This is a genomic window from Kitasatospora sp. SolWspMP-SS2h (assembly GCF_003259315.1).
GTDB classification, from domain to species: Bacteria; Actinomycetota; Actinomycetes; order Streptomycetales; family Streptomycetaceae; genus Kitasatospora; species Kitasatospora fiedleri.
Genome location: NZ_QLLT01000001.1, coordinates 49,125 through 71,612, shown reverse-complemented (window position 1 = coordinate 71,612; position 22,488 = coordinate 49,125). Strand labels below are relative to the sequence as shown.

2 protein-coding genes are annotated in these 22,488 nt (G+C 79.0%); both read right to left on the bottom strand.

Features of this window, described 5'->3' with window-relative positions; translation table 11 throughout:
* Positions 1–27: 27 nt before the first annotated feature.
* Positions 28–7,749: a non-ribosomal peptide synthetase gene (locus tag K353_RS00225; protein ID WP_111551485.1), complete on the bottom strand. Its 7,722-nt coding sequence runs from the start codon at positions 7,747–7,749 to the stop codon at positions 28–30.
* Positions 7,746–22,457, bottom strand: a complete 14,712-nt coding sequence (locus K353_RS00220) for a non-ribosomal peptide synthetase (RefSeq protein ID WP_111551484.1) — start codon at positions 22,455–22,457, stop codon at positions 7,746–7,748. The genes K353_RS00225 and K353_RS00220 overlap by 4 nt, the downstream gene beginning before the upstream one ends.
* Positions 22,458–22,488 lie beyond the last annotated feature (31 nt).

The following is a 22,488-nucleotide window of genomic DNA, read 5'->3' as shown; positions in this document are numbered from 1 at the left end:
GTCGCGTCCGGTCGGGTCGACGGGGTGTCAGGGGGCCTCCGGGGCCGGGAGGAAGCCGGTGTCCCGGAAGTAGGAGAGGTAGCGGACGAGCACCTCCTCGGTCAGCGGCGCCGGGTGGACGCCGAGGCGGGCCGCGGCCTCGGTGGTGCGGCGGGAGTCGAAGCGGTGGGCCTCCACCGGCTGGTCCCCGCTGCCGTCCGCGCCGCCGTCCTCGCCGAGGAAGAGCTGGGCGGCGTTGTCGTGGCGGGCCGCGACGGCGGCGCGCCACTGGTCGGCGGGCAGGGTGCGCAGGCGGTAGCCGAGCTGCTCGGCGGCGGCGAACACCCGTGCCAGGTCCGGCGGTTCGGGGTGGGTGAGGTGGTACGTCCCGCCGCCGCCGGGGGCGTCGAGGACGAACGCGGTGATCGCCGCGCTGACGTAGTCCACCGGCACCCAGCCGGTGGAGCCCGGCGGCAGGTCGGGCACCGCCCCCGCCTGGAGGCAGCCCTTGATCAACTGCCAGAGCAGGTCGCGGTCCTGGCAGGCCCCGGTCACGCTGTCACCGCTGATCCGCCCGGGGCGGTGCACGGTGACCGGCAGCCCGCGCTCCCGGGCCAGCCCGACCAGGCCCTCGGCCACCCACTTGCTCTGCGCGTAGCCGTCCGGCAGCGCCGCCACCGGCCCGGGCGGGGTGCGCTCGGTCACCACGCCCGGCCCGCCCGTCGCCGGGTGCACGCCGGTGGTCGAGACGTGGTGCAGGCCGGGGGAGCGGGACTCCGCCAGCAGCCGCAGCAGCTCCTCGGTGCCCGCGACGTTCGCGGGCCGCAACTCCCGGTAGCCCGCCGCGAAGTTGACCCGGGCCCCGTTGTGCACGATCGGCCCGAGCCGGCGCAGCAGCGCCGCGCGCGCCCCCGGGTCGAGACCGAGCCCGGGCGCGGCCAGATCCCCGGGCACCGGGCGGACCAGCTCCCGGTACCGCTCCTGCCACAGGCCGTACCGGCGCAGGTTCCGCTCCAGCCGCAGCGCCCCGTCCCGCTCGTCCTCGGCCCGCACCAGGCAGTCCACCGGTCCGCCGGTCGCCTCGATCAGGTCGCGCAGCAGGAACGCCCCGAGGAAACCGGAGGCCCCCGTCAGCAGCGGCCGAGCGGAGGGCGGCACGGCGGCACCCGACCGCGCCGCCGCTCCGGCCCCGGTGATGTCCGGGGCCAGCCGGACCTCGGCCGCCCAGTCCACCGCCTCCGCTCCCGTGCCCGTGCCCGTTCCTGCCTCCGCTCCCGCTCCCGCTCTCGCTCCTGCCCCCGCTCCCGCTCCCGTTTCCGCTGCCGCTCCCGCCTCCGTTCCGGTCCCCGGCCCGGCGTCGGCCGCCGCGTCGGCCGCGGCCCCGGGCCCGTCCAGCAGGCGGGCGACGCCCTCCGCCGTCGGGGCCGCGAACAGGGCGCGCAGGGAGAGCCGTCGGCCGCAGCGTTCCTCGATCCGCTGGGCCAGGGACACCACCAGCAGGGAGTGGCCGCCGCAGGCGAAGAAGTCGTCCGTGGGGCCGATCTCCGGCAGGCCGAGGGTCCGGGCGAACACCTCGCACAGGACCGCCTCCCGTTCGGTGCGCGGCGCCCGGCCGGTGCCCCGGGGGTGCTCGGGGGCGGGCAGGGCCCGGCGGTCGGTCTTGCCGTTGGGCGTCAGCGGGAGCGCGTCCAGGGCGACGTACGCGGAGGGCACCAGGTGGTCCGGCAGGACGGCCGCCAGCCGGGCCCGCAGCTCCGCGGCGTCCGGGGCCGTCCGGCCGTCCGGCCCGCCCACGGTGTACGCGACCAGTCGGCGGTCGCCCGGCCGGTCCTCGCGGACCACGACGCAGGCGGCCGCGACGCCCGGCAGCGCGGTGAGCGCCGCCTCGACCTCGCCGGGCTCGATCCGGAAGCCGCGCAGCTTGACCTGCTCGTCGACCCGGCCGACGTACTCCAGCTGCCCGTCGCGCCGCCAGCGGGCCAGGTCGCCGGTGCGGTACATCCGTTCGCCCGGCGCCCCGGCCGGGTCGGCCACGAAGCGGGCGGCGGTCAGGCCCGGTCGGCCCAGGTAGCCGCGGGCCAGGCCCTCCCCGGCCACGTACAGCTCGCCCACCACGCCCGGCGGGACGGGGGCCAGCCGGGCGTCCAGGACGCGCACCCGGGTGCCGTCCACGGGGACGCCGATCGGCACGGACCGGTCCGGGACGGCCGGGCCCGCGCCGGACTGGAAGCCGCTCATGGTGGCGCAGACCGTGGTCTCGGTGGGCCCGTACGCGTTGACCAGGCGGTGCTCGGGGGCCCAGGCGCGGGCCAGCGCGGGCGGGCAGGCCTCCCCGGCCAGGACCAGGGTCGTCCCGGCGGGCAGCGACCCCGGGGGCAGCGCCGCGAGCGCCGCCGGGGGCATGGTCAGGTGGGTGATGCCGTGCTCGCGGACCCGGGCGGCCAGGGCCGGGCCGGGCAGCAGCGCCTCCCGGGCGTCCAGCTCCAGGCAGGCGCCGGACAGCAGGCCCATGCACAGCTCCCAGAACGCGGCGTCGAAGCTCACCGACGCCAGTTGCAGCACCCGGTCGGCCCCGGTCAGCCCCAGCCGCTCCCGCTGGGTGCCCGCCATCGCGGCGATGCCCCGGTGGGTGACCACCACGCCCTTGGGCCGCCCGGTGGAGCCGGAGGTGTAGATGACGTACGCGGGGTGCGCCGGGTCCACCACCGGCAGCCGGTCCGACGCCCCGGTGGACGCGTCCGCCCCCGGCCCGCCGGACGCGTCCGCCCCAGGCTCGCCGGGCGCGTCCAGGTACAGGTGGGGCACGTCGGAGGCCGGCAGCCCCCGGTGCACCTCGGGCGTGGTGAGCAGCAGCCGCGGCGCGGCGTCGTCGAGCATGTACGCCAGCCGGGCCGCCGGGTAGCCGGGGTCCAGCGGCAGGTAGGCGGCCCCGGCCCGGAGCACGGCCAGCAGGGCCACCGGCAGGCCGCCGTCGCGGGGCAGCGCCACGGCGACCCGGTCCTCCGGGCCGATGCCGCGGGCGGCCAGCCGCCGGGCCAGCGCCTCGGCGCGGGCGTCGAGTTCGCGGTAGGTCAGGGTGGTGCGCGGGTCGCGGACCGCGGACGCGTCGGGGGCGCGGCGCACCTGCCGGGCGAACAGCTCGGTGAAGGCGGCGGGCGGTTCGGCCCGCGGGCCGGTGCCCCAGCGCTCCAGGCGGGCCCGCTCGGCCGGGTCGAGCACCGGGTAGGCGTGCAGCGGCAGGCCCGGGTCGTCGGTGACGGCGCCCAGCAGCCGCACCAGCCGCCCGGCCAGCGTCCGGACGGTGTCGGCGTCGAACAGCGCGGTCGCGTAGTCCACGGTGGCCGCCAGCCCCCCGCTGCCGTCCGGGTCGGCGGCGAAGGTGAAGGACAGGTCGAACTTGCTGGCGCCCAGGTCCAGCGGCACCGGGTCGACGCGCAGGCCGGGCAGTTCGACGGGCGCGGCGGGGGCGTGGTTCTGCAGCACCAGCATGGTCTGGAACAGCGGGTGGTGCTCGGCCCGGGCCGGGTTCAGCAGCTCCACCAGCCGCTCGAACGGGACGTCCTGGTGGGCGTACGCGGCCAGGTCGAACTCCTTGACCCGGTCCAGGAGTTCCCGGAAGGTCGGGTCGCCCGACAGGTCGGTGCGCAGCACCAGCGTGTTGACGAAGAAGCCCACCAGGCCGGCGGTCGCCTCGTCGGTGCGCCCGGCCACCGCGGTGCCCAGCGGGACGTCCTCGCCCGCGCCGTGCCGGGACAGCAGCAGCGCCAGCGCGGCCTGGAGCACCATGAACTCGCTGCACCGCCCGGCCCGGGCCAGCGCGGCGATCCGGCCGGCCGTCGCGGCGTCCACCGCGAAGTGGTGGGTGGCGCCGTCGTGCCCGGCCCCGGCCGCGCGCGGCCGGTCGCAGGGCAGCTCGACCCGCTCCGGCAGGCCGGCCAGCGCCCCGCGCCAGAACGCCAGCTGCCGGGCCAGCGGGCTGTCCGGGTCGTGCTCGTCGCCCAGCAGCTCGCGCTGCCACAGCGTGTAGTCGGCGTAGTCGACCGGCAGCGGGCTCCAGTCGGGGGCCGCGCCCGCCAGCCGGGCGCGGTAGGCGGTGCCCAGGTCGCGGAAGAGCGGCGCCAGCGAGGAGCCGTCCGCGGCGATGTGGTGCACCACCAGCACCAGCACGTGCGAGTCGGCCGCCAGCCGCAGCAGCACCACCCGCAGCGGCGCCTCCCGCTCCACGTCGATCGGCTCGGCCACCGCCGCGGCCGTCCGGTCGGCGCACTTGTCCGGCTCGACGTCCTCCACCGCGAACGGCAGCCGCACCTCGGCGGCCGGCACGATCCGCTGCACCGGCCCGTCCGGGCCCGCCGGGAAGACGGTGCGCAGCACGGAGTGCCGCTCGACCGCGTCGTGGCAGGCCAGCCGCAGCGCGTCCACGTCCAGCGGGCCGTCCAGCCGCACCGCGAACGGCACGTGGTACGTCGCGGACGGGCCGTCCAGCCGGTGCAGGAACCACAGCCGCCGCTGGGCGGGGGAGAGCGGCAGCGGCTCCGGCCGGGGCCCGCGCCGCAGCGCCGGGCGGGCCGGGCCGTCGGCGTCCCGGAGCGCCGCGGCGAGCGCCGCGACGGTCGGGTGCTCGAACAGGGTGCGGATCTGCGCCTCGGTGCCCAGCGCGGAGCGGATCCGGCCCACCAGCAGCGTCGCCAGCAGCGAATTGCCGCCCAGCGCGAAGAAGTTGTCGTCCGCGCCGACCCGGGGCAGGCCCAGCGTCTCGGCGAACAGCCCGGCCAGGATCTCCTCCCGGCCCTCCAGCGGCGCCCGGCCGCCCACCGGCGCGGCGGCGGCCGGCGCGGGCAGCGCCGCCCGGTCCAGCTTGCCGTTGGCGGTCATCGGCAGCGCCTCCAGCACCACCACGGCCGAGGGCACCAGGAACGCGGGCAGCCGGCCGCCCAGGTACCCGGCCAGCACCGCCGGGTCCGCGGTGCGGCCCGCCGCCGGGACGGCGTACGCCACCAGCGCGCGGTCGCCCGGCCGGTCCTCGCGCACCAGCACGCAGGCCGCCCGCACCGACGGGTGGGAGCGCAGCGCCGCCTCCACCTCGCCCGGCTCGATCCGGTGGCCGCGCAGCTTCACCTGCTGGTCGGCCCGCCCGACGTACGCCAGCTCCCCGTCACCGCGCCGGCGCACCAGGTCGCCGGTGCGGTACATCCGGGCGCCCGCCGCCCCCGACGGGTCGGCGACGAACCGGGCCGCGGTCAGCCCCGGCTGCCCCAGGTAGCCGCGCGCCACGCCCGGCCCCGCCAGGTACAGCTCGCCCTCCGCGCCCTCCGGCACCGGCCGCAGCGCGCCGTCCAGCACCAGGGCGCGCACCCCGTCCAGCGGCCGCCCGACCGGCGGCACCCCGGCCGGGGCGCCCTCGGCGGGCACCCGGTGCAGCAGGGCGAAGGTGGTGGCCTCGGTGGGCCCGTACGCGTTCAGCACCCGGGTGCCGGGGTGCGCCGCCGCCAGCCGCTGGAGCACCCCGGCCGCCGCCGCCTCGCCGCCGCAGGCCACCAGCCGCAGCAGGCCCAGCGCCGCCGGGTCGGTCTCGGCGACCACGTTGAACAGCGCCGTGGTCAGGAACGCCGCCCGCACCCCGTCCCGGACCACCGCCTCCCGCAGCGCCGCCGGCTGCAGCACGCCCTCCGGCGCCGCCACCACCCGGCCGCCGCGCAGCAGCGGCACCCACAGCTCGAAGGTCGCCGCGTCGAAGACGTACGCCGAGTGCAGCAGCACCGCCTCGCCCGCGCCGTCCCCCTCCCAGGTCCGGTCGGCGGCCAGCGCGGCCACGTCCGCGTGGGTGACGCCCACCGCCTTGGGCCGGCCGGTCGAGCCGGAGGTGAACATCACGTACGCCAGCCGCCGCCCGCCCGCCGGGGCGGGCAGCGGGCCGGGCACCGGCGGCGCCCCGGCCAGCACCCGGCCCGCGCCGTCCACGGTCAGCACCCGCACCCCGGGCCCCAGCGCCCGCACCCACGGGTGCCCGGCGTTCGCGGCGTCCACCACCAGCAGCCGGGGGGCCGCCGCCGCGGCGACCGCGGCCAGCCGCTCGGCCGGCCAGCGCGGGTCCAGCGGCACGTACGCCGCGCCCGCCCGCAGCACCCCCAGCGGCGCGGTGACCTGCGCGGCCGAGCGGCCCAGCAGCAGGCCCACGCCCTCCTCGGGGGCCGCCCCCAGACCGGTCAGCGCGCCCGCCAACCGGTCCGCCAGGTCGGTGAGTTCACGGTAGGTCAGCGGCTCGACCGCCCCGGTCACCGCCGGCGCCTCCGGCCGCTCGGCGGCCCACCGGGCCACCGCCGCCGCCAGGTCGGTGCCCGCGACACCGGCGGGCAGCGCCGCCCCCGCGCCCCGCGCCAGCAGCTCCTCCCGCTCGCCCGCCAGCAGCACCGGCACCGCGTCGGCCCGCCCGGACAGGTCCGCGCCCAGCCGCTCCAGCAGCCCGCGCAGCCGGTCCACCGTGCGCTCCGCCCACGGCCGCTCCAGCACCGAGGGGCGGAAGGCGAAGGTGATCCGCAGCGTCCGGCCCGGCGCCACCGTCAGGGTCAGCGGGTAGTGCGCGGCGTCGCTGCCCGCCATGCCGGTCACGGCCAGGCCCGGCAGCGCCCGCCCGGCGGCCCGCAGGCCCTCCTGGTCCAGCGGGTAGTTCTCGAACACCAGCAGGGTGTCGAACAGGGTGTCCAGGCCGGTGGTCGCCCCGATGTCGGTTAGCCCGACGTGCTGGCTGCCCAGCAGCGCGCCCTGCTCGTCCTGCAACCGGGCCAGCAGCGCGGCCAGGCCCTCGCCCGGCCGCACTGCCAGCCGCACCGGCACCGTGTTGATGAACAGGCCGATCATCGACTCGACCCCGGGCAGCTCCGGCGGCCGGCCCGACACCGTCGTCCCGAACAGCACGTCCGACCGGCCGGTCAGCCCCGCCAGCAGCAGCCCCCAGGCGCCCTGCACCAGCGTGTTCAGGGTCAGCCGGTGCGCCCGGGCGGTGGCCCGCAGCCGCTCGGTGGCCGCCTCGTCCAGCTCCAGCACCAGCGTCTCGGGCAGCTCGCCCGCGTGCGCCGCCCGGGCCGCCGCCCGACCCGCCAGCAGCGTCGGCGCCTCCACCCCGGCCAGCGCGGCCCGCCAGGCGTCCAGCGCCGCGCCCCGGTCCTGCCCGGCCAGCCAGGCCAGGTAGGAGCGGTACGGGGCGACCCGGGGCAGCCCGGCGGCGTCGCCCCCGCTCCCGTACAGCTCGAACAGCTCGCGCAGCAGCAGCGGCACCGACCAGCCGTCCAGCAGGATGTGGTGACTGGTGATCACCAGCCGGTACCGGGCCGGGCCGGTGCGCAGCAGCGCGAAGCGCATCAGCGGCGGCGAGTCCAGGTCGAAGCGCCGCACCCGGTCGGCGGCCAGGAACTCCCGCAGCCGCTCCTCGACCGCCGCGCCGTCCCCCGCGCCGTCTCCCGCTGCGCCCTCCGCGCCGTCCGCTGCGGCGGTCAGGTCCGCCACGTGCAGCGGCACCGGGACCTCCGCCGCCACCGCCTGCACCGGCTGGTCCAGGTCCTCGTGCAGGAACCCCACCCGCAGGTTGGCGTGCCGGCGCAGCAGCGCGCCCAGCGCGGCCCGCAGCGCGGCCGGGTCGACCTCGCCCTCCAGGGCCAGCACGAACTGCGAGGTGTAGACGTCCACCGCCTCGGCGTCGTACAGCGCGTGGAAGAGCATGCCCGCCTGCAACGGCGTCAGCGGCAGTACGTCCTCCAACTGGAACCCGGTCATGCGCGTCCACCCCACTTGGTCTGCAGTCGGTCGAGTTGGGCCTGGTCCAGCGAGACCAGGGGGAGGTCGGACGGCGTCCAGCCGCCCGCGTCGGGCTGCGCGGAGTGCTCCGCGATCGCCCGCAGCGCCCGGTCGAAGGCGTCGGCGAGCGCCGCCACGTCCGCCTCGTCGAGCAGGTCGGCGGCCCAGGTCCAGCGGGCCGTCAGGCGCGGGCCGCCGGGCCCGTCCTCGGTGTGCGCGTTGATGTCCAGCACGTGGTGCACCGGCATCGCCGGGTCCGCCGGGTCCGGCGCGCCGCCCTCGGGCAGCACCTCCCAGTCCGCCTCCGGACCGGCCCCGGGCGCCGGGTGGCGGCCCAGGTAGTTGAAGCCGATCCGCGGCTCGGCGCCGCCGGCCAGCAGCTCCCGGGCGGCCGGGTCCAGGTGCCGCAGCACGCCGTACCCGACGCCGTGGTCGGGCACCGCCCGCAGCTGCTCCTTGACGTTCTTCACCGCCCGGTCCACCAGGCCCGCGTCGAACCGGCCCGGCACCCGCGGGTCCAGCGGCCCCGGGTCCAGCAGCACCGGGTACAGGCTGGTGAACCAGCCCACGGTGCGCGACAGGTCCAGGCCCTCGACGAGCTGCTCGCGCCCGTGGCTCTCCAGGTCCACCAGCACCCCCGCCCGCCCGTCGTCCCCGGCCCGCCCGGCCCGCCAGGAGCGCACCGCCAGCGCCAGCGCCGTCAGCAGCACGTCGTCCACCCCGGCGTGGAACGCCTGCGGCGCGGTGGTCAGCAGCTCCCGGGTGCGGTCGGACGCCGGACGGGTGGTCAGCGACCCGGTCCGCCCCGCCGTGTCCCGGGCCGGGTCCAGCGGACGCGCCCCCAGCGGCGGGTCGTCGGCCCGCGCCACCGCCTCCCACAGCGGCAGCTCGCCCGCCCGGGCGCCGCTCGCGCCCTGCCCGGCCAGCAGCCGGGCCCAGGCCCGGTACGAGGTGCCCACCGGCGGCAGCACCGCGCCGCCCGGCACGACCCCGGCGGACACCGCGCCGTCCGGCGAAACCCTGGCGGACACCGCGCCGTCCGGCGAAACCCTGGCGGACACCGCATCGGGCAACGCACCCGGCGCCCCGTCGGACACCGCCCGCCAGGCGGTCGCCAGGTCCTCGACCAGGATCCGCCAGGACACCGCGTCCACCGCCAGGTGGTGCACCAGCAGCAGCAGCCGCCCGCGCACCCCCGGCCCGGCGTCGCACCACACCGCCTCCAGCACCCCGCCGTGGGCCGGCCGCAGCCGCCCCCGGGCCCGTTCGCCCTCGGCGGCCAGCGCGGCGCGCACCTCCCGCTCGTCCAGCCCCGCGACGTCCAGCCGCACCAGCCGCGGCCCGACCGGCACCGCCCCGCGCGGCAGCGCCTCCAGCGCCGCCGAGCCGTCCGCCGCCCGGGTCACCCGGACCCGCAGCATGTCGTGGTGGTCGACCAGTAGCTGCAGCGCCGCCGCCAGCCGCTCCCGGTCCGCCCCGGCCGGGGTGCGCAGCACCGCGGCCTGGTGGTAGCCGTCGGTGGGGCCCGGCCGGTCCAGGAACCAGGCCGCGATCGGGGTCGGCGGCATGGTGCCCGTCCCGTCCTCGGCCGCCGCCGCGGGGGCCTCCCCGGCCGGCCGGGCCACCGCCGCCACCGCCTGCGGGGTGCGGTGCAGGAACACGTCGCGCGGGGTGATCCGCAGCCCGGCCTCGCGGGCCCGGCTGACCAGCTGGATCGACAGGATGCTGTCCCCGCCCAGCGCGAAGAAGTCCTCCTCCGGCCCGACCTCCGGCACCCGCAGGACCCCCGTGAACACCTCGCACAGCACCCGCTCCGGCCCGTCCGCCGGCCGCCCCGCGCCGCCGCCGGCCACCGCCGCCGCGGGCCGCGGCGGGTCGGGCAGCGCCCGCCGGTCCGCCTTGCCGCTGGGCAGCAGCGGCAGCGCCGCCAGCCGGACGAACACCGCCGGCACAAGCCCGGACGGCAGCAGCTCCGACAGCCCGGCCCGCAGCTCCGCGTCCGGCGGCAGCGCGCCGCCGTCCGCCGCGGGCACCAGGTAGGCCACCAGCCGCTCCGCCCGGACCAGCACGCAGGCCGCGCCCACGCCCGGCAGCGAGGTCAGCGCCGCCTCCACCTCGCCGGGCTCGATCCGCAGGCCGTGCAGCTTCACCTGGTCGTCGCCCCGGCCCAGGTAGCGCAGCAGCCCGTCGGCGCCGCGCCGCACCAGGTCCCCGGTGCGGTACATCCGGGTCCCGTCCGCCGCGAACGGGTCCGCGACGAACCGGGACGCGGTCAGCGCCGCCCGCCCCAGGTAGCCGCGGGCCAGGCCCGCGCCCGCCAGGTACAGCTCGCCCACCGCCCCCGGCGGCACCGGCCCCAGCGCGTCGTCCAGCACGTACGCGCACAGGTTGTCCACCGGGCGCCCGATCGGCACCGCCGCGTCCGCCCCGTCCTCGGCCGGCCGCCAGCGGTGCGCGGTCGCGTCGATGGTCGCCTCGGTCGGCCCGTACAGGTTGTGCACCGCCACGCCCCAGGCCCGCTCGGCCCGCGCGGCCAGCGCCCCGGTCAGCGGCTCGCCGCCGCACAGCACCGCCCGCAGCGCGGCCGGGGCCGGCTCCCGCTCGGTCTCGCCCAGCACCAGCGCCAGCAGCGAGGGCACGAACTGGGCGACCGTCACGCCCTCGGCGCGCATCCGCCCCAGCAGCCCCGCCGGGTCGTGGTTCAGCTCCGGCGGCACCGGGCAGGTCGCGCCGCCGTGCAGCAGCGGCAGCCAGGTCTCCCACACCGAGGCGTCGAAGCTCGGCGAGGTCCGGGCCAGCACCCGGTCGTCCGGGGTCAGCTCCAGGTGCCCGGCCAGCCAGGCCATGTGGTTGACCAGCCCCGCGTGGGTGACCACCACGCCCTTGGGACGGCCGGTGGAGCCCGAGGTGTGGATCACGTACGCGGCGTCCAGCGGCGCCGGGTCCACCAGCGGCACGTCCGGCGACTCCGGTGCGCCCGGCTCGTCGCCGTCGCCGTCGCCGTCCAGCGCCAGCAGCGGCACCGGCAGGTCCGGCAGCGCCGCCAGCGCCCGCGCCGGGGCCAGCAGCAGCACCGGCCGGGCGTCCTCCACCACGAAGCGCAGCCGGGCCGCCGGGTACTGCGGGTCCAGCGGCAGCCAGGCCGCGCCCGCCTTCGCGACCGCCAGCATCGCCACCACCTGCTCCGCGGTGCCCGGCATCGCCAGCGCCACCACGTCCCCGCGCCCGACCCCGCGCCCGCGCAGCCGCCGGGCCAGCGCGTCCGAGCCCGCGTCCAGCTCCGCGAAGGTCAGGCCCGCGCCGCCGTCCCGCACCGCGAGCGCGTCCGGGGTGCGGGCGCACCGGGCGCGGAACGCCCCCGGCACCGTCCGCTCCGCCGGCGCCCGCACCGGGCCGCGGCCCGCCGCGGCCAGCGCCGCCCGCTCCGCGCCGTCCAGCACCGGCACCGACCGCACCCGCAGCCCCGGGTCGGCCGCCAGCACGGCCAGCAGCCGCACCAGCCGGTCCGCCAGCGCCCGCGCCGTCCCCGGCTCGAACAGGTCCGCGGCGAACTCCAGCGACCCCTCCAGCCCCAGCGGGCGGCCCCGCCCGTCCCGGCGCTCGGCGAAGGTGAAGGTCAGGTCGAACTTGCTGATCCCGGTGCGCACCGGCTGCTGCGCCACCGCCAGGCCCGGCAGGTCCAGGTCCGCCCCGGCGTTGTTCTGCAGCGCCAGCATCACCTGGAACAGCGGGTGGCGGCTCTCGGTCCGCTCCGGCGCCAGCGCGTCCACCAGCCGCTCGAACGGCACGTCCTGGTGCGCGTACGCCGCCAGGTCGAACTCCCGCACCCGGTCCAGGACCTGCTCGAACGTCGGGTCGCCGGACAGGTCGGTGCGCAGCACCAGCGTGTTGACGAAGAAGCCCACCAGCTCGTCCAGCGCCTCGTCGGTGCGCCCCGCCACCGGCGTGCCCAGCGCGACGTCCTCGCCCCCGCCGTGCCGGGACAGCAGCACCGCCAGCGCCCCCTGGAGCACCATGAACAGGCTGCAGCCGCGCGCGCGGGCCAGCGCGTCCAGCGCCCGGTGGGTGTCGGCGTCCACCGGGAAGGCGAACGCGTCGCCCCGGTGCGAGGCCACCGCCGGGCGCGGCCGGTCCAGCGGCAGCTCCAGCACGTCCGGCAGGCCCGCCAGCGCCTCCTCCCAGAACGCCAGCTGACGGGCCGCCAGCCCCGCCGGATCGGCCTCGTCGCCCAGCAGCCCGCGCTGCCACAGCGTGTAGTCCGCGTACTGCACCGGCAGTTCGGCCCAGCCCGGCGCCCGCCCCGCCGACCGGGCCCGGTACGCCGCGCCCAGGTCCCGGGCCAGCGGCGCCAGCGACCAGCCGTCGCCCGCGATGTGGTGCACCAGCAGCACCAGCACGTGCGCGTCCGGCCCCAGCCGCAGCAGCCGGGCCCGCACCGGGCGCTCCACCGCCACGTCGAAGGCGTACGCCGTCTCGGCCGCCAGCACCGCCGCCAGCAGCGCCGGGTCCACCTCGCGCGGCGTCAGGTCCAGGTCCGCGCCGGCCGCGTCCAGCACCAGCTGGCCCGGCACGCCCCCCGCCTCCGGGAAGACCGTCCGCAGCGACTCGTGCCGCTCCACCACGTCCGCCAGCGCCAGGCCCAGCGCCGCCGCGTCCAGCGGCCCGTCCAGGCGCAGCACCAGCGGCACGTTGTACGTCGCGCTCGGCCCCTCGAAGCGGTGCAGGAACCACAGCCGCTGCTGCGCGTACGACAGCGGCAGCGGGTCGGGCCGGTGCGCCGCCCGCTCCAGCCGGGGCCGGGCGGCCCGGCCGCCGTCCAGCGCCGCCGCCAGCCCCGCCGGGGTCGGGTGCTCGAAGACCGTGCGCACCTCGGTGTCCACGTCGAGCGCCGCCCGCAGCCGGGCCGCCAGCCGGGTGGCCAGCAGCGAGTGGCCGCCCAGCGCGAAGAAGTCCTCGTCGGCGCCGACCGAGGCCCGGCCCAGCAGGTCCGCGAACAGCCCGCACACCAGCTCCTCGCGGGCCGTGCGCGGCGCCCGGCCCGGCCCGGCGGCCCCGCCGTCCCCGTCCCCGGGCACCGGCAGCGCCGCCCGGTCCACCTTCCCGTTCGGGTTCAGCGGGAACGCCGCCAGCAGCACCACCGCCGCCGGCACCATGTACCCGGGCAGCACCCGGCCCACCGCCGCGGCCAGCTCCTCCGGCCGCGGCGCGGCCCCGGCCGCCGGGACGACGTACGCCACCAGCCGCCGGTCGCCCGGCACGTCCTCGCGCACCAGCACGAACGCGTCGGCGACCTCCGGCAGCGCCGCCAGCACGCCCTCGATCTCGCCCGGCTCCACCCGGTAGCCGCGCAGCTTCACCTGCCCGTCGGCCCGGGCGACGTACGCCACCTCCCCGTCCGCCGTCCAGCGCACCAGGTCCCCGGTGCGGTACATCCGCGAGCCGTCCGCCGCGAACGGGTCCGCCACGAAGCGCTCGGCGCTCGCCCCCGGCCGCCCCAGGTAGCCGCGGGCCACGCCCCGGCCCGCCAGGTACAGCTCGCCCACCACGCCCGGCGCGACCCGGTTCAGCGCCGCGTCCAGCACGTACAGCCGCATGCCGTCCAGCGGCCGGCCGATCGGCGGCGGGCCCGGCGGCAGGTCGGGGGAGACCCGGTGGCGGGTGGCGAAGGTGGTGGTCTCGGTCGGCCCGTAGACGTGCAGCACCGCGGTGTCCGGCGCGGTCGCCGCGACCCGCTGCATCGCGTCCGGCGAGGCCAGCTCCCCGCCCGCGCACACCACCCGCAGACCCGCGAACGCGCCCGGGTCGGTCTCGGCGACCACGTTGAACAGGGCGGTGGTCAGGAACACCGCCGTCACCCCCCGCTCGTGCACCGCCACGTCCAGCGTCCGGGCCTCCAGCAGCCCGCCCGGCGCCACCACCACCCGGCCGCCGTTCAGCAGCGGCGTCCAGATCTCGAAGGTCGAGGCGTCGAAGACGTACGCCGAGTGCATCAGCACCGCGTCCACCGCGCCGTCCGCCCAGGCCGCGTCGGCCGCCAGCGCCGCCACGTCGGCGTGCGCCACCCCGACGCCCTTGGGCAGGCCGGTGGAGCCCGAGGTGAACATCACGTACGCCAGCGCCTCCGGATCCGCCGCCGGGGCCGGCCGCCCCGGGCGCAGCGGCGCGCCGCGCAGCACCCGGCCGCACCGGTCCAGCACCACCACCGGCAGGCCCAGGCCCGCCACCCACGGCGACCCGGCCCCCTCCTCGTCCACCAGCAGCAGCCGCGGCCGGGCCACCTCCGCGACCCGGTCCAGCCGCTCGACCGGCCAGCGCGCGTCCAGCGGCACGTACGCCGCCGCCGCCCGCACCACCCCCAGCGAGGCCGTCACCTGCGCCGCCGACCGGCCCAGCAGCACGCCCACCCGGTCCTCCGGGCCCACCCCGTGCCCGGCCAGCACCCCGGCCAGCCCGGCCGAGAGCCGGTCCAGCCCGGCGTAGGACAGCGACTCCTCGCCGTCCACCACCGCCACCGCGCCCGGCGCGCGCCGCAGCTGCCGCTCGAACAGCGCGGGCAGCGTCTCCGCGAGCGCGCCGCCCGGGCCGGCGGGCAGTTCCCGCGCGGTGCCCCAGCGGGTCAGCCGCAGCTGCTCCTCCGCCGTCAGCAGCCGGTGGCCCGACAGCCGGCGGTCCGGCTCGGCCGCCACCCGCTCCAGCAGCCGCACCAGCCGGGCCGCCAGCGCCTCGGCGGTGGAGCGGTCGAACAGCGCGGTGGCGTACTCCAGGCCCGCCGTCAGCCCGCCCGCCCCGGCACCCGTCCCGGTCCCGGTTGCCCCGGCGTCCTCGGCGAAGGAGAAGGTCAGGTCGAACTTGCTCAGCCCGTTGTGCACCAGCCGCTGCTCCACCGCCAGGCCCGGCAGCTCCGGCCGGGCCGCCCGCTGGTTCTGCAGCACCACCACGGTCTGGAACAGCGGGTGGTGGTCCCGGGCCCGCACCGGGTTGAGCTCCTCGACCAGCCGCTCGAACGGCACGTCCTGGTGGGCGTACGCCGCCAGGTCGAACTCCCGGACCCGGCCCAGCAGTTCACGGAAGGTCGGGTCGCCGGACAGGTCGGTGCGCAGCACCAGCGTGTTGACGAAGAAGCCCACCAGGTCCGCCAGCGCCTCGTCGGTGCGCCCCGCCACCGGCGCGCCCAGCGGCACGTCCTCGCCCGCCCCGTGCCGGTGCAGCAGCGCCGCCACCGCCGCCCGCAGCACCATGAACAGCGTCCCGCCGGTGGACCGGGCCAGCCCCAGCAGCGCCGCGTGCAGCGCCGGGGACACCTCGAACTCCACCACCGCGCCGCGCGGGTCCGCCACCGCCGGACGCGGCCGGTCCCACGGCAGCGCGACCAGCCCCGGCAGCCCCGCCAGCGCCCCGCGCCAGTGCGCCACCTGCTCGCGCAGCAGCGCCCCGTCCTCGCGCAGCAGCTCGCGCTGCCACAGCGCGTAGTCCGCGTACTGCAACGCGGGCGCCCCGGACGCCCGGGCCGGGCCGTCCCCCGCCAGCCGGGCCCGGTACGCCGCGCCCAGGTCCCGCACCAGCGGGCCCAGCGACCAGCCGTCCCCGGCGATGTGGTGCAGCACCAGCACCAGCACGTGGTGCTCCGGCGCTGCCCGCAGCAGCCGCACCCGCAGCGGCGGGTCCACCAGCACGTCGAACGGCTCGCCGACGGCCGCCAGCACCGCCGCCTCCAGGTCCTTCGGCGCGGTGCTCTCCACCACCGGGCGCGGCACCGCCGCCGCGGCGTCCAGCACCACCTGGTGCGGCACCCCGTCCCGCTCCGGGAACACCGTGCGCAGCGACTCGTGCCGCTCCACCACGTCCGCCAGCGCCAGCCCCAGCGCCGCCGGGTCCAGCACGCCGCGCAGCTCCAGCACCAGCGGCAGGTTGTAGGCCGAACCCGGCCCCTCCATCCGGTTCAGGAACCACAGCCGGCTCTGCGCGAAGGACAGCGGCACCGGATCGGGCCGCTCCACCGCCCGCACCACCGGCCGCCGCGCCGCCCCCGGTTCCAGGACGCGGGCCAGCCCGGCCGCCGTCGGGTGCTCGAACAGGGTGCGCACCGCGAGGTCCGCGCCCAGCACCGACCGCACCCGGCCCACCACCCGCATCGCCAGCAGCGAGTGCCCGCCCAGCTCGAAGAAGCTCTCCTCCGGGCCGACCTCCGCCCGCTCCAGCACCTCGGCGAAGATCCCGGCGACCAGCTCCTCGCGCACCGTGCGCGGCGCCCGGCCCGGCCCGGCGGCCCCGCCGCCGTCCGCGGGCACCGGCAGCGCGGCCCGGTCCACCTTCCCGTTCGGCAGCAGCGGCAGCGCCGCCAGCACCACCACCGCCTCCGGCACCAGGTGCCCCGGCAGCACCCCGGCCAGCGCCGCCCGCAGCGCGCCCGCCGCCGCGCCCGGCGCGACCGCGTAGCCCACCAGCCGGGCCCGGCCCGGCACGTCCTCCCGGACCACCGCGCAGGCCGCCGACACCCCCGGCAGCGCCAGCAGCGCCGCCGCCACCTCGCCCGGCTCGATCCGGAACCCGCGCAGCTTCACCTGGTCGTCGGCCCGCGCCAGGTAGTGCAGCAGCCCGTCGGAGCCCCACCGCACCAGGTCCCCGGTGCGGTACATCCGCCCCCCGTCCGCCGCGAACGGGTCCGCCACGAAGCGCTCGGCGGTCAGCCCCGGGCGGCCCAGGTACCCGCGGGCCAGGTTGGCCCCCGCCAGGTACAGCTCCCCGGCCACGCCCGCCGGTACCGGCCGCAGCCGCCCGTCCAGCACGTACGCCCGCATCCCGTCCACCGGGCGCCCGATCGGCACCGCGGCGCCCGCCACCGGCCCCGCCACCCGGTGCGCGGTGGCGTCGATGGTCGCCTCGGTCGGGCCGTACAGGTTGTGCACCACCGCGCCCCAGCGCTCCCCGACCGCCTCGGCCAGCGCGCGGGGGAGCACCTCCCCGCCGCACAGCACCGCCCGCAGCCCGCCCGGCGGCAGCCCGGACCCGCCGCCGCCCGCGGGGCCCTCGCCCGCCGGGCCGTCGCCCTCAGCGAGCACCAGCGCGAGGTGCGAGGGCACGAACTGGGCCACCGTGACGTCGAAGCGGCGCATCCAGTCCAGCAGCTCGCGCGGCTCCCGGTTGGCCTCCGCCGGGGCCACGCACACCTCCGCGCCGCAGGTCAGCGGCAGCCACAGCTCCCACACCGAGGCGTCGAAGCTGGTGGAGGTGCGGGCCAGCACCCGGTCGTCCGGGGTCAGCTCCAGGTGGCCGGCCATCCAGGCCATGTGGTTGGCCAGCGCCAGGTGCGGGACGACCACGCCCTTGGGACGGCCGGTCGACCCGGAGGTGTAGATCACGTACGCGGCCTCCGCCGGACCGGCCGGCTCCCCGGCCCGCTCGTCGCCGGGGTCCGCCGGGACGGGCGGCAGCGGCTCGTCCAGCGCCAGCCGGGGCACCCCGGCCGCGTCCGCCGGCAGGCTCCCGGCCGGGAGGCCCGGGCCGGTGAGCAGCAGCGCGGGCCGGGCGTCCGCCAGCATCTGCCCGATGCGCGCGGGCGGGTACCCGGGGTCGACCGGCAGGTAGGCGGCGCCCGCCCGCAGCACGGCCAGCATGGCGACCACGGTCGCCGCCGACGGCGCCGCGGCCAGCGCCACCAGAGCCCCCGGGCCCGCCCCGCGCCCGCGCAGCACCGCCGCCAGCGCGTCGGCCCGGGCGTCCAGCTCGGCGTAGCTCAGCCGGGTGCGCCCGTCCCGGACGGCGGGCGCACCCGGGGTGCGGGCGGCCCACCGGGCGACCTGCTCCGCCACGTTCGCGGTCGGCAGCGGGCGCTGCTCGCCGCGCCCGTCGGCCAGCAGCCGGGCCCGCTCGCCCGGGGTCAGCGGGTCGAGCTCCCCGACGCTCCGGTCGGGGTCGGCCGTGGCCAGGGCCAGCACCCGGGCGAACCGGTCCGCGAGGGCGCGCGCCGTGCCCGGGTCGAACAGCTCGGCGGCGTACTCCAGGTACCCGCCCAGCCGGACGGCACCGGGCCCGTCCGGGCCCGCGTCCACGCCGTCGGAATCGGGGTCGGCGGTTCTCGCGGCGTCGGTGTCCCCGGCCGCCCCGGCGGCTCCGGCGAGCTCGGTCAGCGAGAAGGTCAGGTCGAACTTGCTGGTGGTCGGCGGACCGGACAGGTCCCGCACGGTGACGCCGGGCAGGTCGAGTTCGGCCGCCCGCTGGTTCTGCAGCACCAGCATGGTCTGGAACAGCGGGTGGTGGCCGCCGGAGCGGTCCGGGTTGAGCTCCTCGACCAGCCGCTCGAACGGCAGGTCCGCGTGGCCGAACGCGGCCAGGTCGAACTCCCGGACCCGGCCCAGCAGTTCACGGAAGGTCGGGTCGCCGGACAGGTCGGTGCGCAGCACGACGGTGTTGACGAAGAAGCCCACCAGCTCGTCCAGCGCCTCGTCGGTGCGCCCGGCCAGCGCCGTGCCCAGCGGGACGTCGGTGCCCGCGCCGTGCGCGTGCAGGGTCACCGCGAGCGCCGCGTGCAGCACCATGAACGGCGTGCAGCCGCTCTCCCGGGCCAGCCGCACCACCCGCCCGTACGCCCCGGCGGGCAGCGCGAACGGCACCGCGCCGCCCCGGTGGCCGGGGACGGCCGGGCGGGGGCGGTCCCGGGGCAGCTCGACCGGCCCCGGCAGGCCCGCCAGCGCCCCGCGCCAGAACGCCAGCTGACGCGCCGCCAGCGACTCGGGGTCGCCGTCCGCGCCCAGCAGCTCGTGCTGCCAGAGCGCGTAGTCGGCGTACTGGACGCGCAGCGCCGGCCAGTCGGGCGCGCCGCCGCCGGTGGTCCGGGCCCGGTAGGCGGCGGCGAGGTCCCGGCACAGCGGGGCCAGCGACCAGCCGTCGGCGCCCACGTGGTGCAGCACCAGCACCAGCACGTGCCGCTCGGGGCCGGTGCGCAGCAGCCGGGCCCGCACCGGCAGGTCCGCGGTCAGGTCGAAGGGCGCGGCGGCCAGCCGCCGCACCGCGTCCGCCACCCAGGCGCCATCGCCCGTGCCGTCGCTCGCTTCGCCGTCGCCCGCCGGGGCCCGCTCGACCTCCAGCGGCACCCGCGCCGCCGCGTCCGCCGGTGCCAGCACCAGCTGCCGCGGCACGCCGTCGCGCTCGGCGAGCACCGTGCGCAGGCTCTCGTGCCGGGCCAGCACGTCGTCCAGCGCGCCGCCCAGCGCCGCCGGGTCCAGCGGGCCGTCCAGGGCCAGCACCAGCGGCACGTTGTAGGCGTCCCCCGCGCCCTCGACCCGGTTGAGGAACCACAGCCGCCGCTGCGCGAAGGACAGCGGCAGCGGGTCGGGCCGCTCCGCCGCCACCAGCGCGGGCCGCGCCGCCCCCGCCGGACCCAGCACGGCCGCGAGCTCGGCCACCGTCGGGTGCGCGAACACCTCGCGCAGCTCCAGCTCCGCGCCGGTCGCCGCCCGGACCCGGGCCGCCAGCCGGGTGGCCAGCAGCGAGTGCCCGCCCAGCGCGAAGAAGTCGTCGTCCACGCCCACCGCGGGCAGCCCCAGCACGTCCGCGAACAGCCCCGCCAGCACCTCCTCGTACGCGGTGCGCGGCGCGGACCCCTCCGCGGCGGCGGCGGTCGGCGGCGCGGGCAGCGCCCGCCGGTCCACCTTGCCGTTGGCGTTCAGCGGCAGCGCGTCCAGCAGCACGAACGCGCCCGGCACCGTGTACGCGGGCAGCACCCGGCCCAGCGCCCGGGCCAGCGCCGGACCCTCCACCGGCGCCCCGGGCTCCGGCACCACGTACGCGACCAGCCGCGGGTCGCCCGGCACGTCCTCGCGCACCAGCACCCGCGCGTCCCGGACGCCCGGGCGGGCCAGCAGCGCGTTCTCCACCTCGGCGGGCTCGATCCGGAACCCGCGCAGCTTCACCTGCCCGTCGGCCCGCCCCACGTAGTCGACGTCCCCGTCCGCCGTCCAGCGCACCAGGTCGCCGGTGCGGTACATCCGCCCCCCGCCCGCCGCGAACGGGTCGGCGACGAACCGCCCGGCGGTCAGGCCCGGGCGGCCCAGGTAGCCGCGCGCCACCCCCGCCCCGCCCACGTACAGCTCGCCCACCACGCCGGGCGGGACGGGGCGCAGCGCCGCGTCCAGCACGTACAGCCGCACGCCGTCCAGGGCCCGGCCGATCGGCGGCACCCCGGACGCGCCGGGGCGCACCCGGTGCCGGGCGGCGAAGGTGGTGGTCTCGGTCGGCCCGTAGGCGTTCAGCACCGCGGTGTCCGGCGCGGCCGCGGCGACCCGGCCCAGCACGCCGGGAGCGGCCGCCTCGCCGCCCGCCGCCACCAGCCGCAGGCCCGCGAACGCCGCCGGGTCGGTCCGGGCGATCTCGTTGAACAGGGCGGTGGTCAGGAAGAGCGCGTCCGCCCCGTCCCGCTCGACCGCCGCCCGCAGCCCGGGCGCGTCCAGCACCCCGGGGGCGGCCACCACCACCCGGCCGCCGTTCAGCAGCGGCGTCCAGATCTCGAAGGTCGAGGCGTCGAAGACGTACGCCGAGTGCATCAGCACCGCGTCCACCGCGCCGTCCGCCCAGGCCGCGTCGGCCGCCAGCGCCAGCACGTCCGCGTGACTGACCCCGACGCCCTTGGGCAGGCCGGTGGAGCCCGAGGTGAACATCACGTACGCCAACCGGCCGCCGGACACCGCCCCCGGCAGCGGGCCGGGCCGCTCCGGGCCGCCGCGCAGCACCGCGCCCGCCCGGTCCACCACCAGCACCGGCAGCCGCCCGGCCGCCGCCACCACCCAGTCCAGCCCGGCCGCCGCCCCGTCCACCACCAGCGCCCGGACCCGGCCCGCCCCGGCCACCCGGTCCAGCCGCTCGGCCGGCCAGGCCGGGTCCATCGGCACGTACGCCCCGCCCGCGGCCACCACGCCCAGCGAGGCCGTCACCACCGCGGTCGAACGCCCCACCAGGACGCCCACCCCGTCCTCGGCCCGCAGGCCCCACCCGGTCAGCGCCCCGGCCAACCCGGCCGACAGTCCGTCCAGTTCGGCGTAGGACAGCACCCGCGCGCCGTCCACCACCGCCGGCGCGTCCGGCGCGGCCTGGGCCCGGGCCGCGAACGCCGCCGCCAGGCCGTCCGCCGCCGGACCGTCCGTCGCCCGCCGCGGCAGCGCCCCGCCCCGGCCCTGCTCGACCAGCTCCCGGGCCCGGGCCGCGTCCACCAGCGGCAGGCCGTCCACCGGGGCGTCCGGGGCCGCCCCGGCGAACGCGGCCAGGAAACCGGACACCGCCCGCTGGTGCAGCCGCACGTCCTCGGGGTGGTACAGCGCCGGATCGGTGTCGAAACCGATCAGCGGGCCCGTCCCCTCGGCCCGCTCGGAGACGAACAGCGACACGTCGTTCACCGGGCCGATCGACAGCAGCCGGGAGGTGGCCCGGCTGCCCGCGAAGTCCAGGTCGTAGTCGTAGCCCATGACGTTCACCACCAGGTCGGTCAGCCGCGCCCCGCCGTCCGCGAGGTTCAGCTCCCGGGCCAGCTGCTCGCGGGAGAAGCGCCGGTGCCGCAGCGCGCCGCGCATCTCGGCCGCCACCGCCCGCACCAGGCCGCCCACCGTCGCCCCCGGCTCCACCGCCAGCGGCAGCGGCAGCACGGTGGAGGTCATCCCCACCACCTCCCGTAACCCGCCGGGACGCCCGTGCGAGGCCAGCCCCAGGCAGACCTCGCGCCGCCCGGCCACCCGGGCCGCGTACGCGGCGAGCGCCGCGACCAGCACCGCGCTCCAGGTGGTGCGGTGCTCGGCGGCCAGCCGCCGCAGGCCCTCGAACACCGGCAGCGGCAGCGTCTCGCCGGTGTGCAGCGCCCCGCCGGTGCCCGGCGCGCCGGCGTCCTTCCCGCCGCCGCCCGACCGGTCCGCGCCGCCGCCGTCGGTGCGCCGGCGCAGCAGGCTGCCCGCGCCCGCGCCGCTCCCGTCGACGGCCCGGTCGGCGAACCGGCCGACCCAGTACGCCCGGTCCGCCGCGTACCGCTCCGAGGCCCGGTACGCCGCCTCCTCCTCCACCAGCGCGCGCAGCGGGCCGCCGAGCGGCCCCGGCAGCGCCACCGGCTCCACTCCGGCCGCCGCCCGGGTGTACAGCTCGGCGACCGCCCGGGCGAACACCGCGCCGCTGAGGCCGTCCACCGCGATGTGGTGGTAGCGCACGTACCAGTAGTGCAGCTCCGGGCCCAGCCGCAGCAGCGCCCAGTGGTGGGTGGGGGCCTCGACGTCGTCGACGGTGGCCATGTCCCCGGCCATGTACCGCTCCGCCGCCGCCACCGGATCGGCCGCCCCGCTCAGGTCCACCCGCAGCAGCCGCGCCCGCGGCGCCCCGGACCGGACCACCCGCTGGCGCACCGCGCCGTCCCGCTCGACCAGCACGGTGTTCAGGCTGTCGCACTGGTGGACCACCCGGTCGACCACCTCGGCGAACAGCTCCTCGTCGAGCCCGCCGCGGATCTCCATGCATTCGCCGATGTTGTACTTCGGGCTGTCCGGATCGACCAGCTGGCCGTACCGCACGCCCTGCTGCGCGGTGGTCAGCTCCAGGAGTTCGGAGTCCGGGAGTTCGGACTCCGGCAGCTCGGAGCCGGGGAGTTCGGCGTCCGGGAGTTCCGGGTCCAGGAGTTCCGGGGCGGTTTCGTCCGACAGGACGGGACGGTATTCAAGCATGCCGACGACACCTTCGGTGAGGTTTTCCAGT

What these genes read in the sequence shown, in the direction of transcription:
- K353_RS00225 (WP_111551485.1), bottom strand. Translation starts at nt 7,749, where the DNA reads ATGACCGGGTTCCAGTTGGAGGACGTACTGCCGCTGACGCCGTTGCAG.
- K353_RS00220 (WP_111551484.1), bottom strand. Translation starts at nt 22,457, where the DNA reads ATGCTTGAATACCGTCCCGTCCTGTCGGACGAAACCGCCCCGGAACTC.